This window comes from Micromonospora maris AB-18-032 (assembly GCF_000204155.1).
GTDB classification, from domain to species: domain Bacteria; phylum Actinomycetota; class Actinomycetes; order Mycobacteriales; family Micromonosporaceae; genus Micromonospora; species Micromonospora gifhornensis.
The window spans coordinates 6,465,777-6,482,572 of record NC_015434.1; the positions used below are offsets into that span (position 1 = coordinate 6,465,777).

The 16,796-nt window shown below is 70.7% G+C and carries 13 protein-coding genes and 1 pseudogene; 8 read left to right on the forward strand and 6 right to left on the reverse strand.

The window, feature by feature from the left end; all coding sequences use genetic code 11:
• The first annotated feature begins 88 nt into the window (after positions 1–88).
• The 6 genes from VAB18032_RS28610 (at position 89) to VAB18032_RS28635 (ending at position 10,172) form a co-directional block, all read left to right on the forward strand.
• Positions 89–1,768 (forward strand): right-handed parallel beta-helix repeat-containing protein, encoded by a 1,680-nt coding sequence (locus VAB18032_RS28610; protein ID WP_013736428.1) that lies wholly within the window; start codon positions 89–91, stop codon positions 1,766–1,768.
• Between the two features lie 31 nt (positions 1,769–1,799).
• On the forward strand, positions 1,800–3,296 hold the full coding sequence (gene eccE / locus VAB18032_RS28615; protein ID WP_148272347.1) for a type VII secretion protein EccE: 1,497 nt from the start codon (positions 1,800–1,802) through the stop codon (positions 3,294–3,296).
• Positions 3,293–3,985 carry a hypothetical protein gene (locus tag VAB18032_RS28620; protein WP_043722296.1) on the forward strand — a complete coding sequence of 231 codons (693 nt, stop codon included), beginning with the start codon at positions 3,293–3,295 and terminating at the stop codon, positions 3,983–3,985. Before eccE ends, VAB18032_RS28620 begins: the two co-directional genes overlap by 4 nt.
• 190 nt (positions 3,986–4,175) lie before the next feature.
• Positions 4,176–8,354 carry an ExeM/NucH family extracellular endonuclease gene (locus VAB18032_RS28625; RefSeq protein ID WP_148272348.1) on the forward strand — a complete coding sequence of 1,393 codons (4,179 nt, stop codon included), beginning with the start codon at positions 4,176–4,178 and terminating at the stop codon, positions 8,352–8,354.
• A 76-nt stretch (positions 8,355–8,430) separates the two neighbouring features.
• Complete coding sequence (locus VAB18032_RS28630; RefSeq protein WP_013736430.1) at positions 8,431–9,063, forward strand: hypothetical protein; 633 nt, start codon at positions 8,431–8,433, stop codon at positions 9,061–9,063.
• Between the two features lie 65 nt (positions 9,064–9,128).
• On the forward strand, positions 9,129–10,172 hold the full coding sequence (locus VAB18032_RS28635) for a WxL protein peptidoglycan domain-containing protein (protein WP_013736431.1): 1,044 nt from the start codon (positions 9,129–9,131) through the stop codon (positions 10,170–10,172).
• An 8-nt stretch (positions 10,173–10,180) separates the two neighbouring features.
• Here VAB18032_RS28635 and VAB18032_RS28640 read toward each other — a convergent pair whose 3' ends face one another.
• The gene (locus VAB18032_RS28640; RefSeq protein WP_013736432.1) at positions 10,181–10,759 is read right to left on the reverse strand and encodes a hypothetical protein; all 579 of its coding nucleotides are present in this window, start codon (positions 10,757–10,759) and stop codon (positions 10,181–10,183) included.
• Positions 10,760–10,933: 174 nt separating this feature from the next.
• On the opposite strand from VAB18032_RS28640, the pseudogene VAB18032_RS32625 reads away from it, so the two are divergent.
• A pseudogene (locus VAB18032_RS32625) lies at positions 10,934–11,071 on the forward strand (SDR family oxidoreductase); the annotation flags it as partial.
• 19 nt (positions 11,072–11,090) lie between these two features.
• Here VAB18032_RS32625 and VAB18032_RS28650 read toward each other — a convergent pair.
• From VAB18032_RS28650 to VAB18032_RS28665, 4 genes are all read right to left on the reverse strand, one after another.
• The gene (locus tag VAB18032_RS28650; protein WP_013736434.1) at positions 11,091–11,876 is read right to left on the reverse strand and encodes a nickel/cobalt transporter; all 786 of its coding nucleotides are present in this window, start codon (positions 11,874–11,876) and stop codon (positions 11,091–11,093) included.
• Entirely contained in the window at positions 11,873–12,529 is a 657-nt protein-coding gene (locus VAB18032_RS28655) for a hypothetical protein (protein ID WP_013736435.1), read from the reverse strand. The genes VAB18032_RS28650 and VAB18032_RS28655 overlap by 4 nt, the downstream gene beginning before the upstream one ends.
• A 64-nt stretch (positions 12,530–12,593) precedes the next feature.
• Positions 12,594–13,226, reverse strand: coding sequence for a hypothetical protein (locus tag VAB18032_RS28660; RefSeq protein WP_043722304.1), 633 nt, complete (start codon positions 13,224–13,226; stop codon positions 12,594–12,596).
• A gap of 113 nt (positions 13,227–13,339) precedes the next feature.
• Positions 13,340–15,301 carry a purple acid phosphatase family protein gene (locus VAB18032_RS28665; protein ID WP_198408917.1) on the reverse strand — a complete coding sequence of 654 codons (1,962 nt, stop codon included), beginning with the start codon at positions 15,299–15,301 and terminating at the stop codon, positions 13,340–13,342.
• A gap of 223 nt (positions 15,302–15,524) precedes the next feature.
• On the opposite strand from VAB18032_RS28665, the gene VAB18032_RS28670 reads away from it, so the two are divergent.
• Complete coding sequence (locus tag VAB18032_RS28670) at positions 15,525–16,037, forward strand: hypothetical protein (protein ID WP_013736438.1); 513 nt, start codon at positions 15,525–15,527, stop codon at positions 16,035–16,037.
• Here VAB18032_RS28670 and VAB18032_RS28675 read toward each other — a convergent pair.
• Positions 16,008–16,652, reverse strand: coding sequence for a TOPRIM nucleotidyl transferase/hydrolase domain-containing protein (locus tag VAB18032_RS28675; RefSeq protein WP_198408918.1), 645 nt, complete (start codon positions 16,650–16,652; stop codon positions 16,008–16,010). The two genes, VAB18032_RS28670 and VAB18032_RS28675, sit on opposite strands and share 30 nt — an antisense overlap.
• Positions 16,653–16,796 lie beyond the last annotated feature (144 nt).

The window sequence follows — 16,796 nt, forward strand, 5'->3', positions numbered from 1 at the left end:
CGACGCAGCCTAGCGAGCGGGGCTCCATGGCATGGACCGCCTGGGATATCGTCGGCCCAACCCTCATCGCCGTACGAAGCCCGGAGTCATGACGCGCACCCTTCTCGTCGCCCCGGATCAGCCCGGCGCCTACCCCTCGATCGGGGAGGCTCTGGCGGTGGCCGGCGACGACACAGTCGTCTCGGTCAGCCCTGGCACCTACTACGAGGCGCTGTTCGTCAACGACCGTGCGGTCACCGTCATCGCCGCACAGGGCGCCGGAACGGTCACCATCGACGCCTCCTCCGGGGCGTACCCGACGGTCTCCTGCAACTCGGGTCGGCTGGAGTTGCGCGACCTCGTGCTCAAGGCGGGCGACGCACCGGTGGTCGTGGGCGACCGGGCCACGCTCACCATGAGCGGCTGCGAACTGAGCGCCGGCTTCGGTGCGGCCATCCAGGTGGCCGGCCGATCCGAGTTCACCCTGACCCGCTGCCGGGTCACCGGCGGGCGGTACGGCCTGGTCGTCGAGGACTCCGACGGCACCGTCGAGGGCTGCGAGTTCGCCGACCTCAGTGAGGACGGCATCATCGTGCGCATCGGTGCCGCCCCGACGATCCGCACCAGCACGGTGACCCGCTGCGGCAACCGGGGCATCTACATCTACCAGTACGGCCGCCCGACGATCGAGGCCTGCGACATCTCGCAGACCGGTCACGCCGGGGTGGCGGTGGTGCACCAGAGCGCCCCCGTGCTGCGACGCTGCCGGATCCGTGACACGCGTGGGCCGGCGATCTCCTTCGCCCGTGGCTGCCAGGGCACGGTCGAGGAGTGCACCACCGAGAACACCGCCCAGCCGGCGATCGAGGTCGCCGAGGGGGCCGCGCCGACCATCGTGGAGGGTACGGCGAGCCGGAAGGCGGCCTACGGCGCGGACGCCGCCCGGGCCGCCACTCCGCAGGACACCGCCCGGGTCGACAAGCTGCTGGCCGAGCTGGAGCAGATGGTCGGCCTGGAGTCGGTGAAGGAAGAGGTCCGGGCCCTCATCGACGAGATCCAGGTCAACGAATGGCGACGCAGCGCCGGGCTGCCGGTCGGTGCGGTCAGCCATCACCTCATCTTCGCGGGTGCGCCCGGTACGGGTAAGACCACCGTGGCCCGCATCTACGGTGATCTGCTCGCCGCGTTGGGTGCGCTGCCCGGCGGCGCGTTCCGCGAGGTGTCCCGGCGGGACCTGGTCGGTCAGTACATCGGCCACACCGCCGAGAAGACCGCCGCCGCGTTCGAGCAGGCGCGCGGTGGTGTGCTCTTCGTCGACGAGGCGTACACCCTGTCCCGGTCCTCCGGCAGTGGCGGTGACTTCGGGCAGGAGGCGATCGACACGCTCGTCAAGCTGATGGAGGATCACCGCGACGAGGTCGCGGTGATCGCCGCCGGCTACACCGGCGAGATGCTTCAGTTCCTCGATGCCAACCCCGGTCTGGCCTCCCGTTTCGCCAAGACGATCGAGTTCGGCAACTACAGTCCCGACCAGCTCGTCGTCATCGTGGAGCGGATGGCCGGTGGCGACGAGTACCTGCTCGCCGACGGTGTGACCGACGTGCTCCGGGAGCACTTCGGCACGATCGAGCGGGATCAGAACTTCGGCAACGCCCGCGAGGCCCGCAAGCTGTTCGAGGGCGTACGCAAGGCGCAGGCGCAGCGGCTGCGCCAGTCCGGTCAGCGGCCCAGCCTCGACGAGTTGCGTACCGTGACCGTGGCCGACGTGCGTACCGCGATCGGCCGTTGATCATGTCGGGCCGGTCAGGGAGGGGCGCGCGGTGACTCATCCGGGCGCGGCGCGGCCGGGGGATCCAGGTTGGCAGCATCAGCCGGAGGCAACGGCACCGCCAGCACAGCGAACGGGCTCTCCACAGCAGGCCGGCGTACCGGCCCCCACGGTCGGTGGGACCACGGGACCGGCCTGGGCCACCCAGCGGGGACAGGGCCGAGCGACGGTCGGCACCGCGTACCGCAGCCAGGCCGCCGCCCCGGCGTCGGCCACCGTGTCGGCGGCCCAGCCCGCCCAGGCGGCTCAAGCAGCGCAGGCGGCTCAAACCGCCCCGGCCGCTCGGGCCGCGGACGCCGCCGCGTCGCCGGCAGATCAGGCACAGCCCACGGCGGCGACCGCCCCGGTGGTACGCCCCTACCGGCGACCGTTGCGCATCGCCGGCATCCACGTCGCCCAGCTGGTGGCCTGGCAGGCCGGTGCGGCGGTGGTGTTGGCCGCGACCGGGCACGGCACCCTGCTGACCGTCGGGGTCGGCGCTGCGGTGCTGCTGCTGCTCGCCCCGACCGTGCTGCGCTACCGCGGCCGGTGGGTGTACCAGTGGTTGACGGTCTGGTGGGGTTATCGGCGTCGCCGCCGGCAGCTCGCCGCGACGGGGTCGGATGCCCGGTGGCAGCTGCTCACCCATCTTGAGAACGGCGTGGAGCTCGAACAGGTCGAGATCGACGACCAGCCCGCCGTGCTGCTGACCCATCGTGGTGGGCTCAGCGCCGTGCTGGAGGTCGACCCGACCGAGGGCGCGCTGCTGGTGGGCTCTCCGCAGGCCCTGCCACCGCCGGTGTCACTGCTTCCGGCCACCGATCCCAAGGCGCCGCCGGTGACGGTGCAGGTGTTGATCCAGGTCACCCCGGCCCCCCGGGTGCGGGCGGCGGCGGTGGAGCGGGCGTACCGCGAGCTGACCGAGGGCAACGTGCCCGCCAGTCGGCAGGCCTGGGTGGTGCTTCAGGCACCCCGTACCCCCGATTTTCATGCCGACCGTGACCTGCGGCCGGCGCTGACCGCGGCGATCCGCCGGACCCGACGCCAGCTCCGCCAGGATCGGGTGACCGCCCGTCTGCTCAACCGCGACGAGGTGCTGGCCGCCGTCGCCAACCTGACCCATCTGACCGATGAGCCGGTGGCCGGTGACCGCCCGTTGGCCCGAGAAGGTTGGCGCAGTTGGTCGGCGCAGGGCACTCCGCAGAGCTGCCACCGGCTGCTCGACTGGCCCGACCGGGTGTGGGATGTGGACCCACTGCTGCGTGGGCTGCCCGCCGCGGCGGCCGTGGTGTCGATCGCGGTGGCCCGGGAACCGGATCGTGAGGGTGCCGACGACGCCGTGGTGGAGGTGGCCTTCCGGCTGATCGGTGCGGACGCCGCCGCCCTGACCGCCGCCGACGCCGCGCTGCACGAGGCGATCCGTGGTCACGGTGGTCGCCTGCAACGACTCGACGGCGAGCATGCCCGGGGCGTCGCCGCCACCCTGCCGCTCGGAGGTTTCCTGCGGTGAACACCGTCTCCTTCCCGGGCAGCCGGATCGGCCTGCACGTCACCGACGGGCCCACCGTGGCCGGCCTACGCCTGGTTGCCGGCGGGGGCGGGCTGGTGGTGGGCCGCAATCGCCAGCAGGAGCCGGTCGGCCTGCGGCTGTTCCGGGCCGAGCCGACCCGGCTGATGTTGACCGGCGGGGTACGCGCCGCGGAACTGCTCGCCTTCCGGGCCCTGGCGCTCGGTGCCCGGCTGTTCATCCAGACCGCTCGCGAGCAGGAGTGGGACGCCTTCCTGCGACGCTGCGTCATCGGCCGGGAGATCGCCTCGTTCCTCCCGCCCGGGGTGCCGCCACCGCTGCCGGCGACGCCGACCGAGCCTCAGCTCGTCGTGATCGACACCGGCCCGGTCACCGGGCCGGACACCAACCTGAGCGCGCCGTGGCGGGCGACCCTGGTGGTCCGCGACGACCTGGCCGGCTGGGATGTCGAGGTGCTGGTACGCAGCGACATCGTGGTGCTCCAGCGACTCACCGCGCCCGAGGCAGCCACCGCGGCGAACGCCCTCGGCCTGGTCAGCGTGCAGAGCTGGTTCACCCAACTCCATCCGGAAATGGTCGGCCTGATCACCAAGGGAAAGGTGCAGTGGGTCATGCTCAGCATGACCGGCACCGAACGGCAACTGATCGGGCCGGTCGCCCGCGGCGGTTGAGCCGTCGCCGCCGAACCGGCTCCGGAAACTCTGTCGACATCGCGATTCGCGCACGATCACGCAGGCCAATGCCGTGACGGCTACCACCTCGTTTCGCGAATAAGTACATCTGGTGGCTCCCGCGCGGACACTTGTGCCGCTTATCCTCCAGCGGTCTAACACCCTCGGAGGCCCCGCGGAGGCCCAGCAGATGCAGCTACGAAAAAGCAGGCGGCAACTCACAATTCCGGGCGTACTGGTCACCGCCACTGCGCTCTTATTGGGCAGCGGCACCACCGCTTTCGCCGCGCCCGCGTCAGCTACACCGTTCATCAGCGAGATCCACTATGACAACGCCGGCACCGACGTCGGCGAGGCGATCGAGATCGAGGCGCCGGTCGGCTTCGACCTGAGCGGCTGGCAGATCGTTCTCTACAACGGCGGAAACGGTGCGGCGTACAGCACCCGGACGCTTACCGGCTCGGTGCCGGAGTCCGGTGTGGTCGTCGCCGAGTACCCGGTCAACGGCATCCAGAACGGTGATCCCGACGGTGTCGCTCTGGTCTCGCCCAGCAACTCGGTGAGTGAGTTCATCACCTACGGCGGCACCTTCACCGCGGTCGGCGGGCCGGCGAACGGCCTGGCCGGCACCGACATCGGAGTCAAGGAGTCGAGCAGCACCCCCGTCGGGCACTCGCTCCAGAAGATCGACGGGGCCTGGAAGGCACCCGCACCGAACAGCTTCGGCGTCCGCAACACCGCTGGCGGCGGCGACCCGGGACCGGGCGACCCGCCCGTCGGCTGTGACGTCGCGGTCAGCCACACCATCGCCCAGGTCCAAGGCTCCGGCACCGCCACACCGGTGGCCGGCAGCCGGGTCACCGTCGAGGGCGTCGTCACCGCCGACCACCGCACCGGTGGCTACAACGGCGTGTACGTGCAGACGGCGGGCAGCGGCGGGGAGCGTACGGTCGCCGCCGGCACCGCCTCGGACGGCATCTTCGTCTACCTGACCACGAACACCGCCAACCACCCGGCGGTCACGATCGGTGACCGGGTCCGGGTCAGCGGTACGGCCAGCGAGTTCAACGGGCTCACCCAGCTCAGCATCGCCACCCGTGGCGACGTGCAGGTGTGCGAGCAGGGTGCGCCGCTGCCCGCTCCGGTCCCGGTGGAGCTTCCGCTCACCGACGACGCCCGCGAGTCGGTCGAGTCGATGCTTGTCGCCCCGGTCGGCGCGTACGCCGTCTCCGAGGTCTACAACACCAACCGCTACGGCGAGGTGGCCCTCGCCGCCGGTGACAAGCCGGCACTGACCCCGACCGATGTGGCCCGGCCCGGCTCGGCGGAGGCCCGCCAGATCGCCGCCGACAACAAGGCCCGCCGCATCCTGCTCGACGACGGCAGGACCACAAACCTGTCCACCGCCGGCCTGCTGCCGCCGTACCTGTCGAAGGACAGCCCGCTGCGGGTCGGCGACTCGGTCGAGGCGTTCGGGCCGTCGGTGCTGTCGTACGCCTTCGAAGAGTGGCGTCTGCAGCCCACCCGCCCGGTCGACGCGGACACCCGCCCGGGCGACCGGACCACCTTCAAGGTCACCAACCCGCGTACCGCCGCCCCGGTCAACGTCGGCGGCGACCTGCGGGTGGCCAGCTTCAACGTGTTGAACTACTTCGTGCACTTCGGTGGCGACGCGCGTGGCGCTGCCAACGAGGCCGCGCTGGCCAAGCAGGAGGCGAAGATCGTCTCGGCGATCAGCGCGCTGGACGCCGACGTGGTCGCACTGGAGGAGATCGAGAACTCGGTCCGGTTCAGCTCCTCGGACCCGCAGCGGGCGCTCAAGCGCCTGGTCGCCGCCCTGAACACCGCCGACGGCGCGGGCACCTGGGACTACGTTCGCACCCCGACCGAGCTGCCGGGCGCCGCCCAGCAGGACTTCATCACCACCGCGATCATCTTCAAGCCGGCCAAGGCACAGCCCAAGGGCGCGTCGCGGTCGGTGAACGACGAGAGCGTCTGGTTCAACGCCCGCGAGCCGATCGCGCAGACCTTCACCGCCGGGCCGCTCGACTTCGTGGTGGTGGCCAACCACTTCAAGTCCAAGAGTGGTGCCGGTTCCGGCGACAACGCCGACTCCGGTGACGGTCAGGGCGGTTGGAACGGTGACCGGGTCCGGCAGGCCACCGCGCTGGCCACCTTCGTGGACCAGGTCAAGGCCGACAGCGACACCGACAACGTGCTGCTGCTGGGTGACTTCAACGCGTACACCCAGGAGGACCCGATGCAGGTCCTCTACGGCAAGGACTACCGCAACCTCAACAACACCGGGAAGACCAGCTACGTCTTCAACGGTGAGTCCGGCTCGCTCGACCACGCGCTGGCCTCGCCGTCGCTTGCCGACCGGGTCACCGGCGTGGACGTGTGGCAGATCAACGCGGTCGAGTCGTACGCCTTCCAGTACGACGGGCTGGCTGCCTTCTACGCTCCGGACCCGTACCGGGCCAGCGACCACAACCCGCTTGTCGTCGGGATCAACACCGGGGCCAGCCCGGTCGACCTGCAACTGCTGAGCATCAACGACTTCCACGGCCGGCTGGAGTCACCGGCCACCGTGGGCGGTCAGCCGGCCGGTGGGGCGGCTCAGCTCGCCGGTCTGGTGAACCAGTTGCGTACGCAGAACCCGAACACCGCGTTCGTGTCTGCGGGCGACAACATCGGCGCGTCCACCTTCATCTCGGCGATCGACGACGACAACCCGACGATCGACGCGTTGAACGCGGCCGGTCTGATCGCCTCGGCGGTCGGTAACCACGAGTTCGACAAGGGCATGACCGACCTGACCGGTCGGGTCACCGACCGGGCGGACTTCCCGCTGCTGGGCGCCAACGTGTACCGGGACGACACCCGGGCGCTGCCGGCGTACTCGGTCAGCAGCATCGGTGGGGTCCGGGTCGGCTTCGTCGGTGTGGTCACCGAGCAGACCGGCTCGCTGGTCAGCCCGGACGGCATCGCCGGCATCACCTTCCGCGACCCGGTGGTCGAGGCCAACCTGGTCGCCGGTCAGCTCAAGGACGGCAACCCCGCCAACGGTGAGGCCGACGTGGTGGTGCTGCTGGCCCACGAGGGGGCCGCCACGGAGAACATCGACTCCGCCGAGGCGTTGGCGAACGACCCGGTCTTCGGCAAGTTCACCCGGGTCGACGCCACCATCGACGCCATCTTCAGCGGCCACACCCACCAGCCGTACGCCTTCGAGGTCCCGGTGCCGGGTACCGACAAGCTGCGTCCGGTGGTGCAGGCCGAGGACTACGGCAAGCGGCTGGGCAAGGTCACGCTGACCTTCGACCCGGAGTCGAACTCCGTCACCGCCGCCGACGCCTCGCTCGTCGACGTGGTCGGTGCGCCGCAGGACCCGGCGGTGGCCGACATCGTGGCCGCCGCCAAGGTCCGGGCGCAGGAGCTGGGCCAGCGGCAGCTGGGCGAGATCACCGCCGACATCCGCCGGGCCTACACCGACGGCAACGAGGACCGGGGCAAGGAGTCGGCGCTTGGTAACTTCATCGCCGACGTGCAGCTCGCCGGCACCTCCGCCCCCGGTCGGGGTGGGGCCCAGATCGCCTTCATGAACCCGGGTGGTCTGCGGGCGGACCTGCTGTACCGCACCGACGGCACGGTGACCTACGCCGACGCCTTCTCCGTCCAGCCGTTCTCCAACGACGTGGTCACCAAGTCCTACACGGGTGCGGAGATCAAGCAGACGTTGGAGCAGCAGTGGCAGCCGACGGGCGCGTCCCGTCCGGTGCTGTGGCTGGGTGTGTCGAAGGGCTTCAGCTACACCTACGACCCGCAGGCCGAGCGCGGCTCGCGGATCACCTCGATGCAGCTCAACGGCGTACCGATCGACCCGACGGCCACCTACCGGGTGACGGTGAACTCGTTCCTCGCCTCCGGTGGGGACAACTTCACCGCCCTCGGCGGCGGCACCAACCCGGCGACGACCGGCGACAACGACCTCACCATGCTGGTCAACTACCTCGCCGCCAACTCGCCGGTCACCGCCGACACCACGCCCCGCTCCACCATCGGGCAGGGCGGCCCGGCGTGGGAGGTCGAGGTGCAGGCCCGCACCCAGTGCGTCGGCAGCAACGCGTACGTCTCGGTCAGCGCCCGCAACGCCGACGACGTGGCGCTGAGCATCGAACTGGTCACGCCGTACGGGTCGCGCGTCGTCGCCGACGTCGCCCCGGGCAAGACGGCGTACCAGGCGTTCAACAGCCGGGCGAAGACCGTGGCCGCCGGCACCTCGACGGTGAAGATCACCGGTACGGTCAACGGCCAGCCGGCGACGATCCAGGTCGAGTCGGCGTACGCCGCGATCACCTGCGGCTAGTTCTCGTACGGGGTGGCGGCGATCCTGCCGCCACCCCACCCCCCCCATCGAGCAGATACGCACAACGGAGCAACGCATGCACAGAAGGAACCACCGGCGACTGTTCGCGGCCGCCGCGGCCAGCGCCGTTCTCGCCGGGTCGGTGGCGCTCGGCACGCCGGCCTCGGCCGAGCCGGTCGACAGCAGCGACGTACGGGTGACCGTCGACATCGAGGAGATCCGCGAGCCGGGTGTCCTCGCCATGACGGTCGCCGCCGACTCGGTCGCGCTGGCCGAGGACGGGTCGACGCTGCTGGTCCGTCAGTTCGTCGGCACCCTGCCGACGGTGACAGTCACCGACACCCGGACCGCCGACGAGGTGCCCGAGGGGGCCGCGTGGGCGGTGCTGGGCAGCGCCACCGACTTCGTCGGCGGTGCGGGTCAGGCACCGATCGGTGCCGGGCACCTGGGCTGGAAGCCGAAGCTGATCGACGGCGGGGACAGCGGCCTGGTCAGCGAGGGTGAAGAGGTCGTCACCGTGCTGGACGAGCCGACCCAGCCGGGCAACAACGTGGGTCTGGTGGATCAGGAACTGCTGGTCTCGACCTTCGACTCCGGAGCGGTCGCCGGTGGCGAGTACACCGTCAACGCGAACCTGTTCCTGCGCACCCCGGCGGACGTCGCCGCCGGCAAGTACACCTCGACGCTGACCCTGTCTCTGTTCGAGTAGATCCATCGGGGGGAGCCACCTGGGCGTGGCTCCCCCACCCGCTCCTCCCGCAAAGGAAAACCGCCATGATCCGAACCCCGCTGCGAGCACTGACCCGGATGCTCGCCGTGCTGGCTGTGGTGCTGGCCGTCGTGCCGATCTCGTCGACCGGCGCGATGGCGGAACCGACCAGTCCTGCGGTCACCTGGGCGGTCCAGCCGGCCGACCGCAACGGCCCGGACGGCCGCCGGTTCATCGAACGGACCCTCGACCCCGGCCAGGTGGTGACCGAGCACCTCGCGGTACGGAACTTCAGCGACTCGGCGGTGGTCTTCTCCCTCAAGGCGGCCGACGGATACCTCACCGACAAGGGCCGCTTCAACATGCTGCCCTCGAACGAGAAGTCGGTGGACGGTGGCACCTGGATCACCGTCCAGGAGACGGTGACCGTCGAGGCCAACGGTACGAAGGTGGTGCCGTTCACCATCACCGTGCCCGAGGACGCCACCCCCGGCGACCACCCGGCGGGCATCGCGGCGACCGTCACCAGCACCGGCGGCACCGTCGCCGTGGAGAGCCGGGTCGGTTTCCGGGTCATGCTGCGGGCCAGCGGCACGGTCACCGCCAGTGTGGCGATCAGTGACCTCAGCACCACCTACACGCCCTCGTGGAACCCGTTCTCCGCCGGCACCCTCAAGGTCGGCTACACCGCGAAGAACGACGGCAACGTCGCGCTGACCGGTACCGGAAAGGTGTCCGTCGACGAACTGTTCGGCCTGGTCAAGCAGGAGGACCCGACCCAGGTCACCGAGACGCTGCCCGGCGGCGTACAGGTGGTGGACACCCAGGTCGACGGGGTCTGGGGGCTCGGCCGGCTCAAGACCACCGTCTCGGTCACGCCCGCCGTTCAGGGCGGCGACCCGACGGGCGCCGAGATCCGCCCCGGCACCGCGACCGTCACCACCTGGATCGTCCCCTGGCCGCAACTGGCGCTGCTGCTCCTGCTCGGCCTGCTCGTGCTCGCCTACCGGGTCATCACCCAGCGCCGTCGGCGGCGGCTGGCACAGCTGCTCGCCAGCGCCCGGGAAGAGGGCCGGGCCGAGGGTCGCCGGACCACCCCGGTCGGCTGAGCTGCCCCTCAATCGGCGCGGAACACGATGGTGTAGCTGAACGACGTGCCGTCGACCTGGTACGCGTAGCAGCCCGGACCGTCGACAGTGGTGGTGCCCGGCAGGTCGGTCTCCGGCCTGGTCAGCACGGCATGGTGGCCGTCGTGGCGAGGCTCGCCGAGGTAGGAGAACTGGGCCGAGGCTGCACCCGGTGCGTCGATGCGCCCCGCGCGTACCAGCACCGGGCCGGTGTAGTCGGCGGCCAGCCAGCGCACCTTCGCCGTGTAGCTGCCGTCGACCTGCCGGTCGCTGGGGCGCAGCGGCAGGGCTCCGCCGGTGAAGTAGTCGGCGATCGGGTAGACCGGGCCCGGCCCCAGCACCCGCTGGGCCTGGCCCGGGTTGCTCCAGCGCTGCGGTTCGGCGACCGGGCAGGTGCCGTCGGGGGCCACGCTGGGCAGTTGCAGTGGTGGGACCGCGAGGTCGCCGGGGGATGCCGACGGGGAGGGCGCCGTCGGTGAGGGTGACGGGGCGTCCACCGGTGCGCGGTCACAGGCGACAAGTGCCGACCCGAGCACCACGAGGGTCAGCACCCGTACCAACGGCGTCATCTCCGCAGTATCGACCGTCGTCGGCGTTTCCGCTGCCCCGTGGCGCACGGCCCGGCCGACCGGTGGCCGCGTACGGTGCATCTGTTCGCGCCGTCCGCGTCGCCCCGGCGAAGGTCAGCGCAGGCCGCGCATCAGGTTGTCGACAAGCGTGGCGGCGAACTCCTCGGTGAGTGGCTGGTCCGGATCGCCGCCGAACCGCCGTTGGAGCGCATCGGGACGCCTGACGACATCGCCGAATTGGTCGTCTTCCTGGCCGGCCCGGGGCGCTGGGTGAACGGCCAGGTGCTCTACGCCAACGGCGGCGCGGTCTGACCGACGAGCAGGGCCAGGGTCACGCGGTGAGCGTCGAGACCGCGGCGGCCACGTAGAGGCAGCCGCCCAGGCAGACCGCCACCCCGGCGATCGCCGGAGTCCAGGCCGACACGCTGGACAGCAGGGCCCACCTGCGGCTCTGGCCCGCCAGCAGGGCCTGCCCCCGGATGGTCAGCACCCCGACCCCGGTCAGGGTCAACGCCATCCCGGCGCCGAAGGCCAGCACGATCACGACGGCGCCGACGGCGCGACCGGTCAGCAGTCCGCTGACCAGAATGAGGAAGGCCGACGGGGAGGGCAGCAGCCCACCCGACAGCCCGAGCGCGACCAGACCCCGACGGGACCACGGGTCGACCGTCTCGTCGTGGTGATGGTGGTGGTGATCGTGGCTGTGATCGTGAGCGTGGCCGTGGTGGTGATCGTGGGCGTGGGCGTGGCGACGCCGCAAATGCCGGCGGATCAGGTGCGCGCCGACGCCGATCACCACGAGCCCGGCCAACACCTGCAGCCCGGCCGTGATCGTCGTGGTGCCGAGGCTGGCTGCGCCGCTGAACGCGGTCCAGACCAGCGCCAGCACCAGAACGGAGAAGGTGTGCATCACCGCGACGATGACGCCCAGCCGCAGCGCATCCCGGTACCGGCCATGGGTGCCGACCAGGTACGCGGCGGTGATGCTCTTGCCGTGTCCCGGTGCCACGGCGTGTGCCGCGCCGACGCCCACCGCCACGACCAGGGCCAACCAGAACAGGGTCGAGTTGTCGAAGAGTGCCAGCAGTCGTTGGTCGAGGTCGTTGAGGCCGTTCATGCCGTGCTCCGGGTACGTCGTCGGGAAAGTGGTACGAGCAGCGCACCGAGCACAGCGGCAGCGCCGACCCCGAAGGCCAGCGCGGTGGCCGATCCGAGCCCGCCGCCGGACTGCGTGAAGTCGACCTGGTGGGTGTCGGCCGCGGCGGTGTACAGCGTCTCGGCCGGGCTCGCCGAGTCGGCGCGCAGGATCGTGCGGTACGCCTGGTTGAGGTCGGTCAACGCGGTCAATGTGATGTCGAGCGTGCGGACCGGGGCGGGACAGTCGAAGGTCAGTCGGGCACCCTGCGCGAGCAACCCGTCCAGCGGCTTGAGTTCGCCGCGACAGGGCTGTCCGTGCTGGCTGACGGTGATGCGCTCGCGCAGGTAGTCACGGACCGCGGCGGACTCCCGGAGCTTCTGTTCGCCGGTGAGCTGGGTGGCCACCGGGCCGGCGCTGGGGTCCTCGAAGGCACCGAGTGACTGGCCGAGCACCACCCAGTCGTCCTCCGCGGGCTGCCAGGAGATGTCGACCCGGGAGCCGTCGACGACGACCTGGGCGGTCGTCGGCGGGCCGAAGGGATGCGCGGCGGCCGGCGCGCCGCCCCCGACAGTCGCCGCCAGGGCCGTACCGCCGGCGAGCAGAGCGCCGATCATCTTGCTGCGGTGATTCATTGTCGTCTCCGGCAGACCACGGGTGTGGGGGTTCGCCGCCTGCGGACCCCCACACCCGCGATGGTCACTCGAACAGGGACAGGGTCAGCGTCGAGGTGTACGCACCCGCCGCCACGTCCGCCGGCGTACGCAGGAACAGATCGGCGTTGACGGCGTACGCGCCGCCGGCCACCGCACCCGAGTCGAAGGTGGAGACCAGCAGTTCCTGGTCCACCAGACCCACGTTGTTGCCCGGCTGGGTCGGCTCGTCCACCACGGTCACGACCTCTTCACCCTCGCTGACCAGGCCGCTGTCGCCACCGTCGATCAGCTTCGGCTTCCAGCCCAGGTGCCCCGCGCCGATCGGTGCCTGACCCGCACCGCCGACGAAGTCGGTGGCGCTGCCCAGCACCGCCCACGCGGCGCCGGCCGGCACCTCGTCGGGCGTACGGGTGTCGGTGACCGTCACCGTCGGCAGGGTGCCGACGAACTGACGGACCAGCAGCGTCGACCCGTCCTCGGCCAACGTCACCGAGTCACCGGCGATGGACATCGCCAGCACACCCGGCTCCTTGATCTCCTCGATGTCCACGGTCACCGACACGTCGGCGCTGTCACCGGGTGCGGCGAACACGGGTGATCCCGCCGCCACCGATCCGGCCAGCAGGGCACCGGCGGCGCCCACCGCGAAAAGCCGCCTACGACTTGATGTCTTCATCTCGATGCTCCATCGCCACTCAGGGCAGTTGAAGGAAGTTCAGCCGGAGGAACGCTTGTCCACCGGCGGGAGGGCGGTGGCAAGGTCGATCCGGCACCGCCACCGCACCCGGGCTACTCGCAGCTGGCCGCCTCGTAGGCAGCCTCGACCCGCATGGTGACCGGGTCACCGTCGACCATCCCGGTGACGTCGACGGTCGCGACGCCGGCCGGGACCGACTTGGCCCGGCTGTTGAACGCCTGGCTGGCGGACTTGCCACCGGCCACGCCGGCGATGGTCCGCGACCCGTACGGGGTCACCATCTCGACGCTCAGCGGCTCACCCTCGCCGTTGCGCAGGGTGACCGAGACGTACGCGTTGGCACCGACGCAGTGCGCGCGGGCCTGGACGTCGGCACGCCAACCGTTAAGCGTGATCGCCGGGCTGGTGATCTGCTGGTTGGCGCTGGACAGGAACACCTCGTAGGTGCCGCCGGCCTTGGCGGAGGCGGGAATCGCCAGCTGGTAGCTGATCCGGCCCAGCTGGTCCGCGGTCAGGTTGGCCACGGGGATCTCGGCCTGACCGGGGGTGTTGCCGAGCTTGCGCAGCGAGACGGCGACCTTCTCGGCCGGGTCGTAGCCGTACGCGGAGACCTTGACCTCGCCCTTGACCGCGACGCTGGTCCGGTCGACCGTGACGTGCTGGCCCGTCGTGTTCGACGGGGTACGCAGCTCGTTGACGGTCCGCTCGCCCTCGTCGTTCTTGCGGATCAGGAACCCGTCGTGGTGCTCACCGTTGGCGTACCGGGCCTCGTAGCGCAGGGTGCCCTGCGAGACGTCGATGAGCTGGTAGAGCTGGGTGTTCTGGCTGGTGCTGGTCACCTCGGCACCGTTGCCGGTCCAGTTCTGACCGTTGTTGAGGGCGTACATCTTGCCGCCGGAGACCGACACCGCGTACACCGTGCCCTCGTGCACGGCGGCCGAGCGGCGGTTGGTGGCCACGTTGCCCCGGCCGTACGAGTGGTCGTGGCCCTGCAGCACCAGGTCCACGCCGTACCGCTCGAACAGCGGGCCCCACTGGGCCCGGACCTGCGGGTTGTTGCGGGTACCCGTGGTCGAGTAGACCGGGTGGTGGAAGGTGACCACCGTCCACTTGTTCGGGTTGTCCCGGAGCACACCCTCCAGCCAGGCGGTCTGGGCGGCCATCAGGGTGCTGTTGCTCTGGTGGTTCGAGTCCAGGGCGATGAAGCGTACGCCCTGGTAGTCGACGTAGTAGACGGTCTGCTTCAGCTCCGGGTTGCCCGGGCCGTTGTCCGGGTACGGGAACTGCGGCCGCCAGAACTGCGACAGGCCGCCGCTGTACTCGTGGTTACCCGGCACCGAGATGTTGTTGATCTGGCCGTCGATGAAGCCGCTGGCCTTGTACCACTGGCCCCACTGTTCTTCGCTGTTGGCGTTGTCGATGAGGTCACCGGCGTTGACGATCATCTTGGCCTCGGGCCGCTCGGCGAACGCCTGCCGGAACACCCGGGGCACCGCCGAGTCGATGTTGTTCTGCGCGTCGCCGTAGTAGATGAACGAGAACGGCTCGAAGTCGCTGGCCGCGGTGGTGAAGTCGATCCACTCACTCCAGTTGGTGCCGTCGCCGACCCGGTACGTGTACCGGGTGTCCGGCTTCAGGCCGGTGAACTCGACGGTGTGGTAGGTCGAGGCGTACCCCAGGGAGGTGTTGACCGGGGTGCTGGAGAGGGCGGCGAGGCGGGTCACCGCGCTGCCGGACGCCGGCACGCCACCGACGAGAGCCCGGGGGGCCTCGAGGAGTTCGGCCCGCGCCCACTCCGCCGTGGCCTCGGCCCGCCAGGTCACCCGCTGCGAGGTGGACGGGGTGGCGGTGGGGGTCAACATGATCCGGTCCGGCACCGGCGACGGCTTGTGAATCTCGGCGGCGGGAAACTTGGCTGGCGTTGCATCACCGAAGGCGGCGGGGCTGAGGGCCACGCCCCCGGCGAGCAGTGCCGCGGCACCGATCGCCACGATCTTCGCCCGACGGGCCCCGATGCTCCAGGGGAGCTTCTGGTCGGTCACGACTCTGGTCACCCTTCAAATGAGGAGGTGGGTGGCGCCCGACCACGGGTTGTGCGGGCGGCGCGCCGTCGTCATTGGCCCAGTCCCGCTCAACCGGACAGCTACAAGATCCTTTCCAGCACATGAACACTCGCCGCGTCGCCTGCCCCACCAGCCGGTGTTGGTCGTCGCGTCACCTCGTCGACACCTGTGAGCAGCTCGCCGGAAGGGATCGCGTTCCTACGATCGACGCGCTATGACCAACCAGGACACTGTCACCGGCCAGCTCCCGCGCCGTTCGCTGCGCGGCGTCGTCGCCCTGCTCTGCACGGCGGGACTGCTCGCCACCATGGCCGGCAGCGCCACATCGGCCCCCGCCGTCGTCAAGGACGAGACCTTCGTCGACGCGCAGACACCGGGCATCCTTCACATCGAGGGCGGCGAGTGCTTCGATGATCCGGCCCACCTGCCGGAGGCAGGCGGCGTCGTCGTCCGCTACCGGCCCTGCGCACTGGGTGCCGACAACCAGGTGTACGGCTTCGTGCACGCCGACGACACCAACTGGGACCCGGTGGCGCTACGGGAGTTCGCCTGGTCGGCCTGCCGGCAACTGTTCACCAGCACCTGGCCCGACGACACCGGCCAGGCACTGCGCTTCTACCCGGTGCTGCCCACAGTGGAGACCTGGGCCGACGGCGACCGGGACGTGATGTGCGTGGTCTACCGCTTCGGTGGCCGACTAACCGGTTCGATGCTGCCGAGCTGGTGACGCCCCGCCCGGCGGCGTCACCGACGCGAGCACCGCGTTCAACGGACGCGGCACGCGCTCCAGGTCGAGCGCCTGCACCAGCAGCCGGGCGTACGCCTCCTTGCGGCCGGACCGGGTGCCGATGAACCGGCGCAGCTGAGCCGGCAGCTCGCGGCCCTGCTGCGCGGGCTGTCGCTGAAAGAGCCGGAACGAGCGCAGATCCCCCTCGGCCGCCAACACCTCCTGCATCCCGTCGGTGCCGAGCGCCCGGATCAGCTCGTCCTCCAGATCACGCACACAGACGTGGAAGCCCAGCTCACTGAGCGGGGCCACACCGAGGCCCGCCCGTTCCAGCCCTCGCCGGACGAAGCCCTCCTCAGCGACGTCGTAGAGGCCGGCCAGGCGCAGGTCACGGCCACGCGGGCCGAGTTGCTCCAGGTAGTGCCCGATGTTGGTGGCCCCGCCCATGGCCAGCACCCGTACGCCCTCGCCGGTCAGGTCCCGTCCCCGGCGTTGCGCCAGGGTCTGCACGGCGACCAGGTCGCTGGTCCCTTCGACAAGCAGCACCGCTCGGGCGTCCCGCAGCGCGGTGACCTCGATCCGCACCTCCACCTCCCCGACCCTCAGACCAATCATGCCGACCCGCCCCCGGATAGCCGAGCGAATTGGGGTCCGGTTCGCCGGCGCGCGGTTTCGGCGAAATGGCGGGGTTCGCGACGGCGGGATACCGCCGTTTCGGCGAAACGGAGTCGATCACCGAGAGGGACCGGCCGGGTCGCC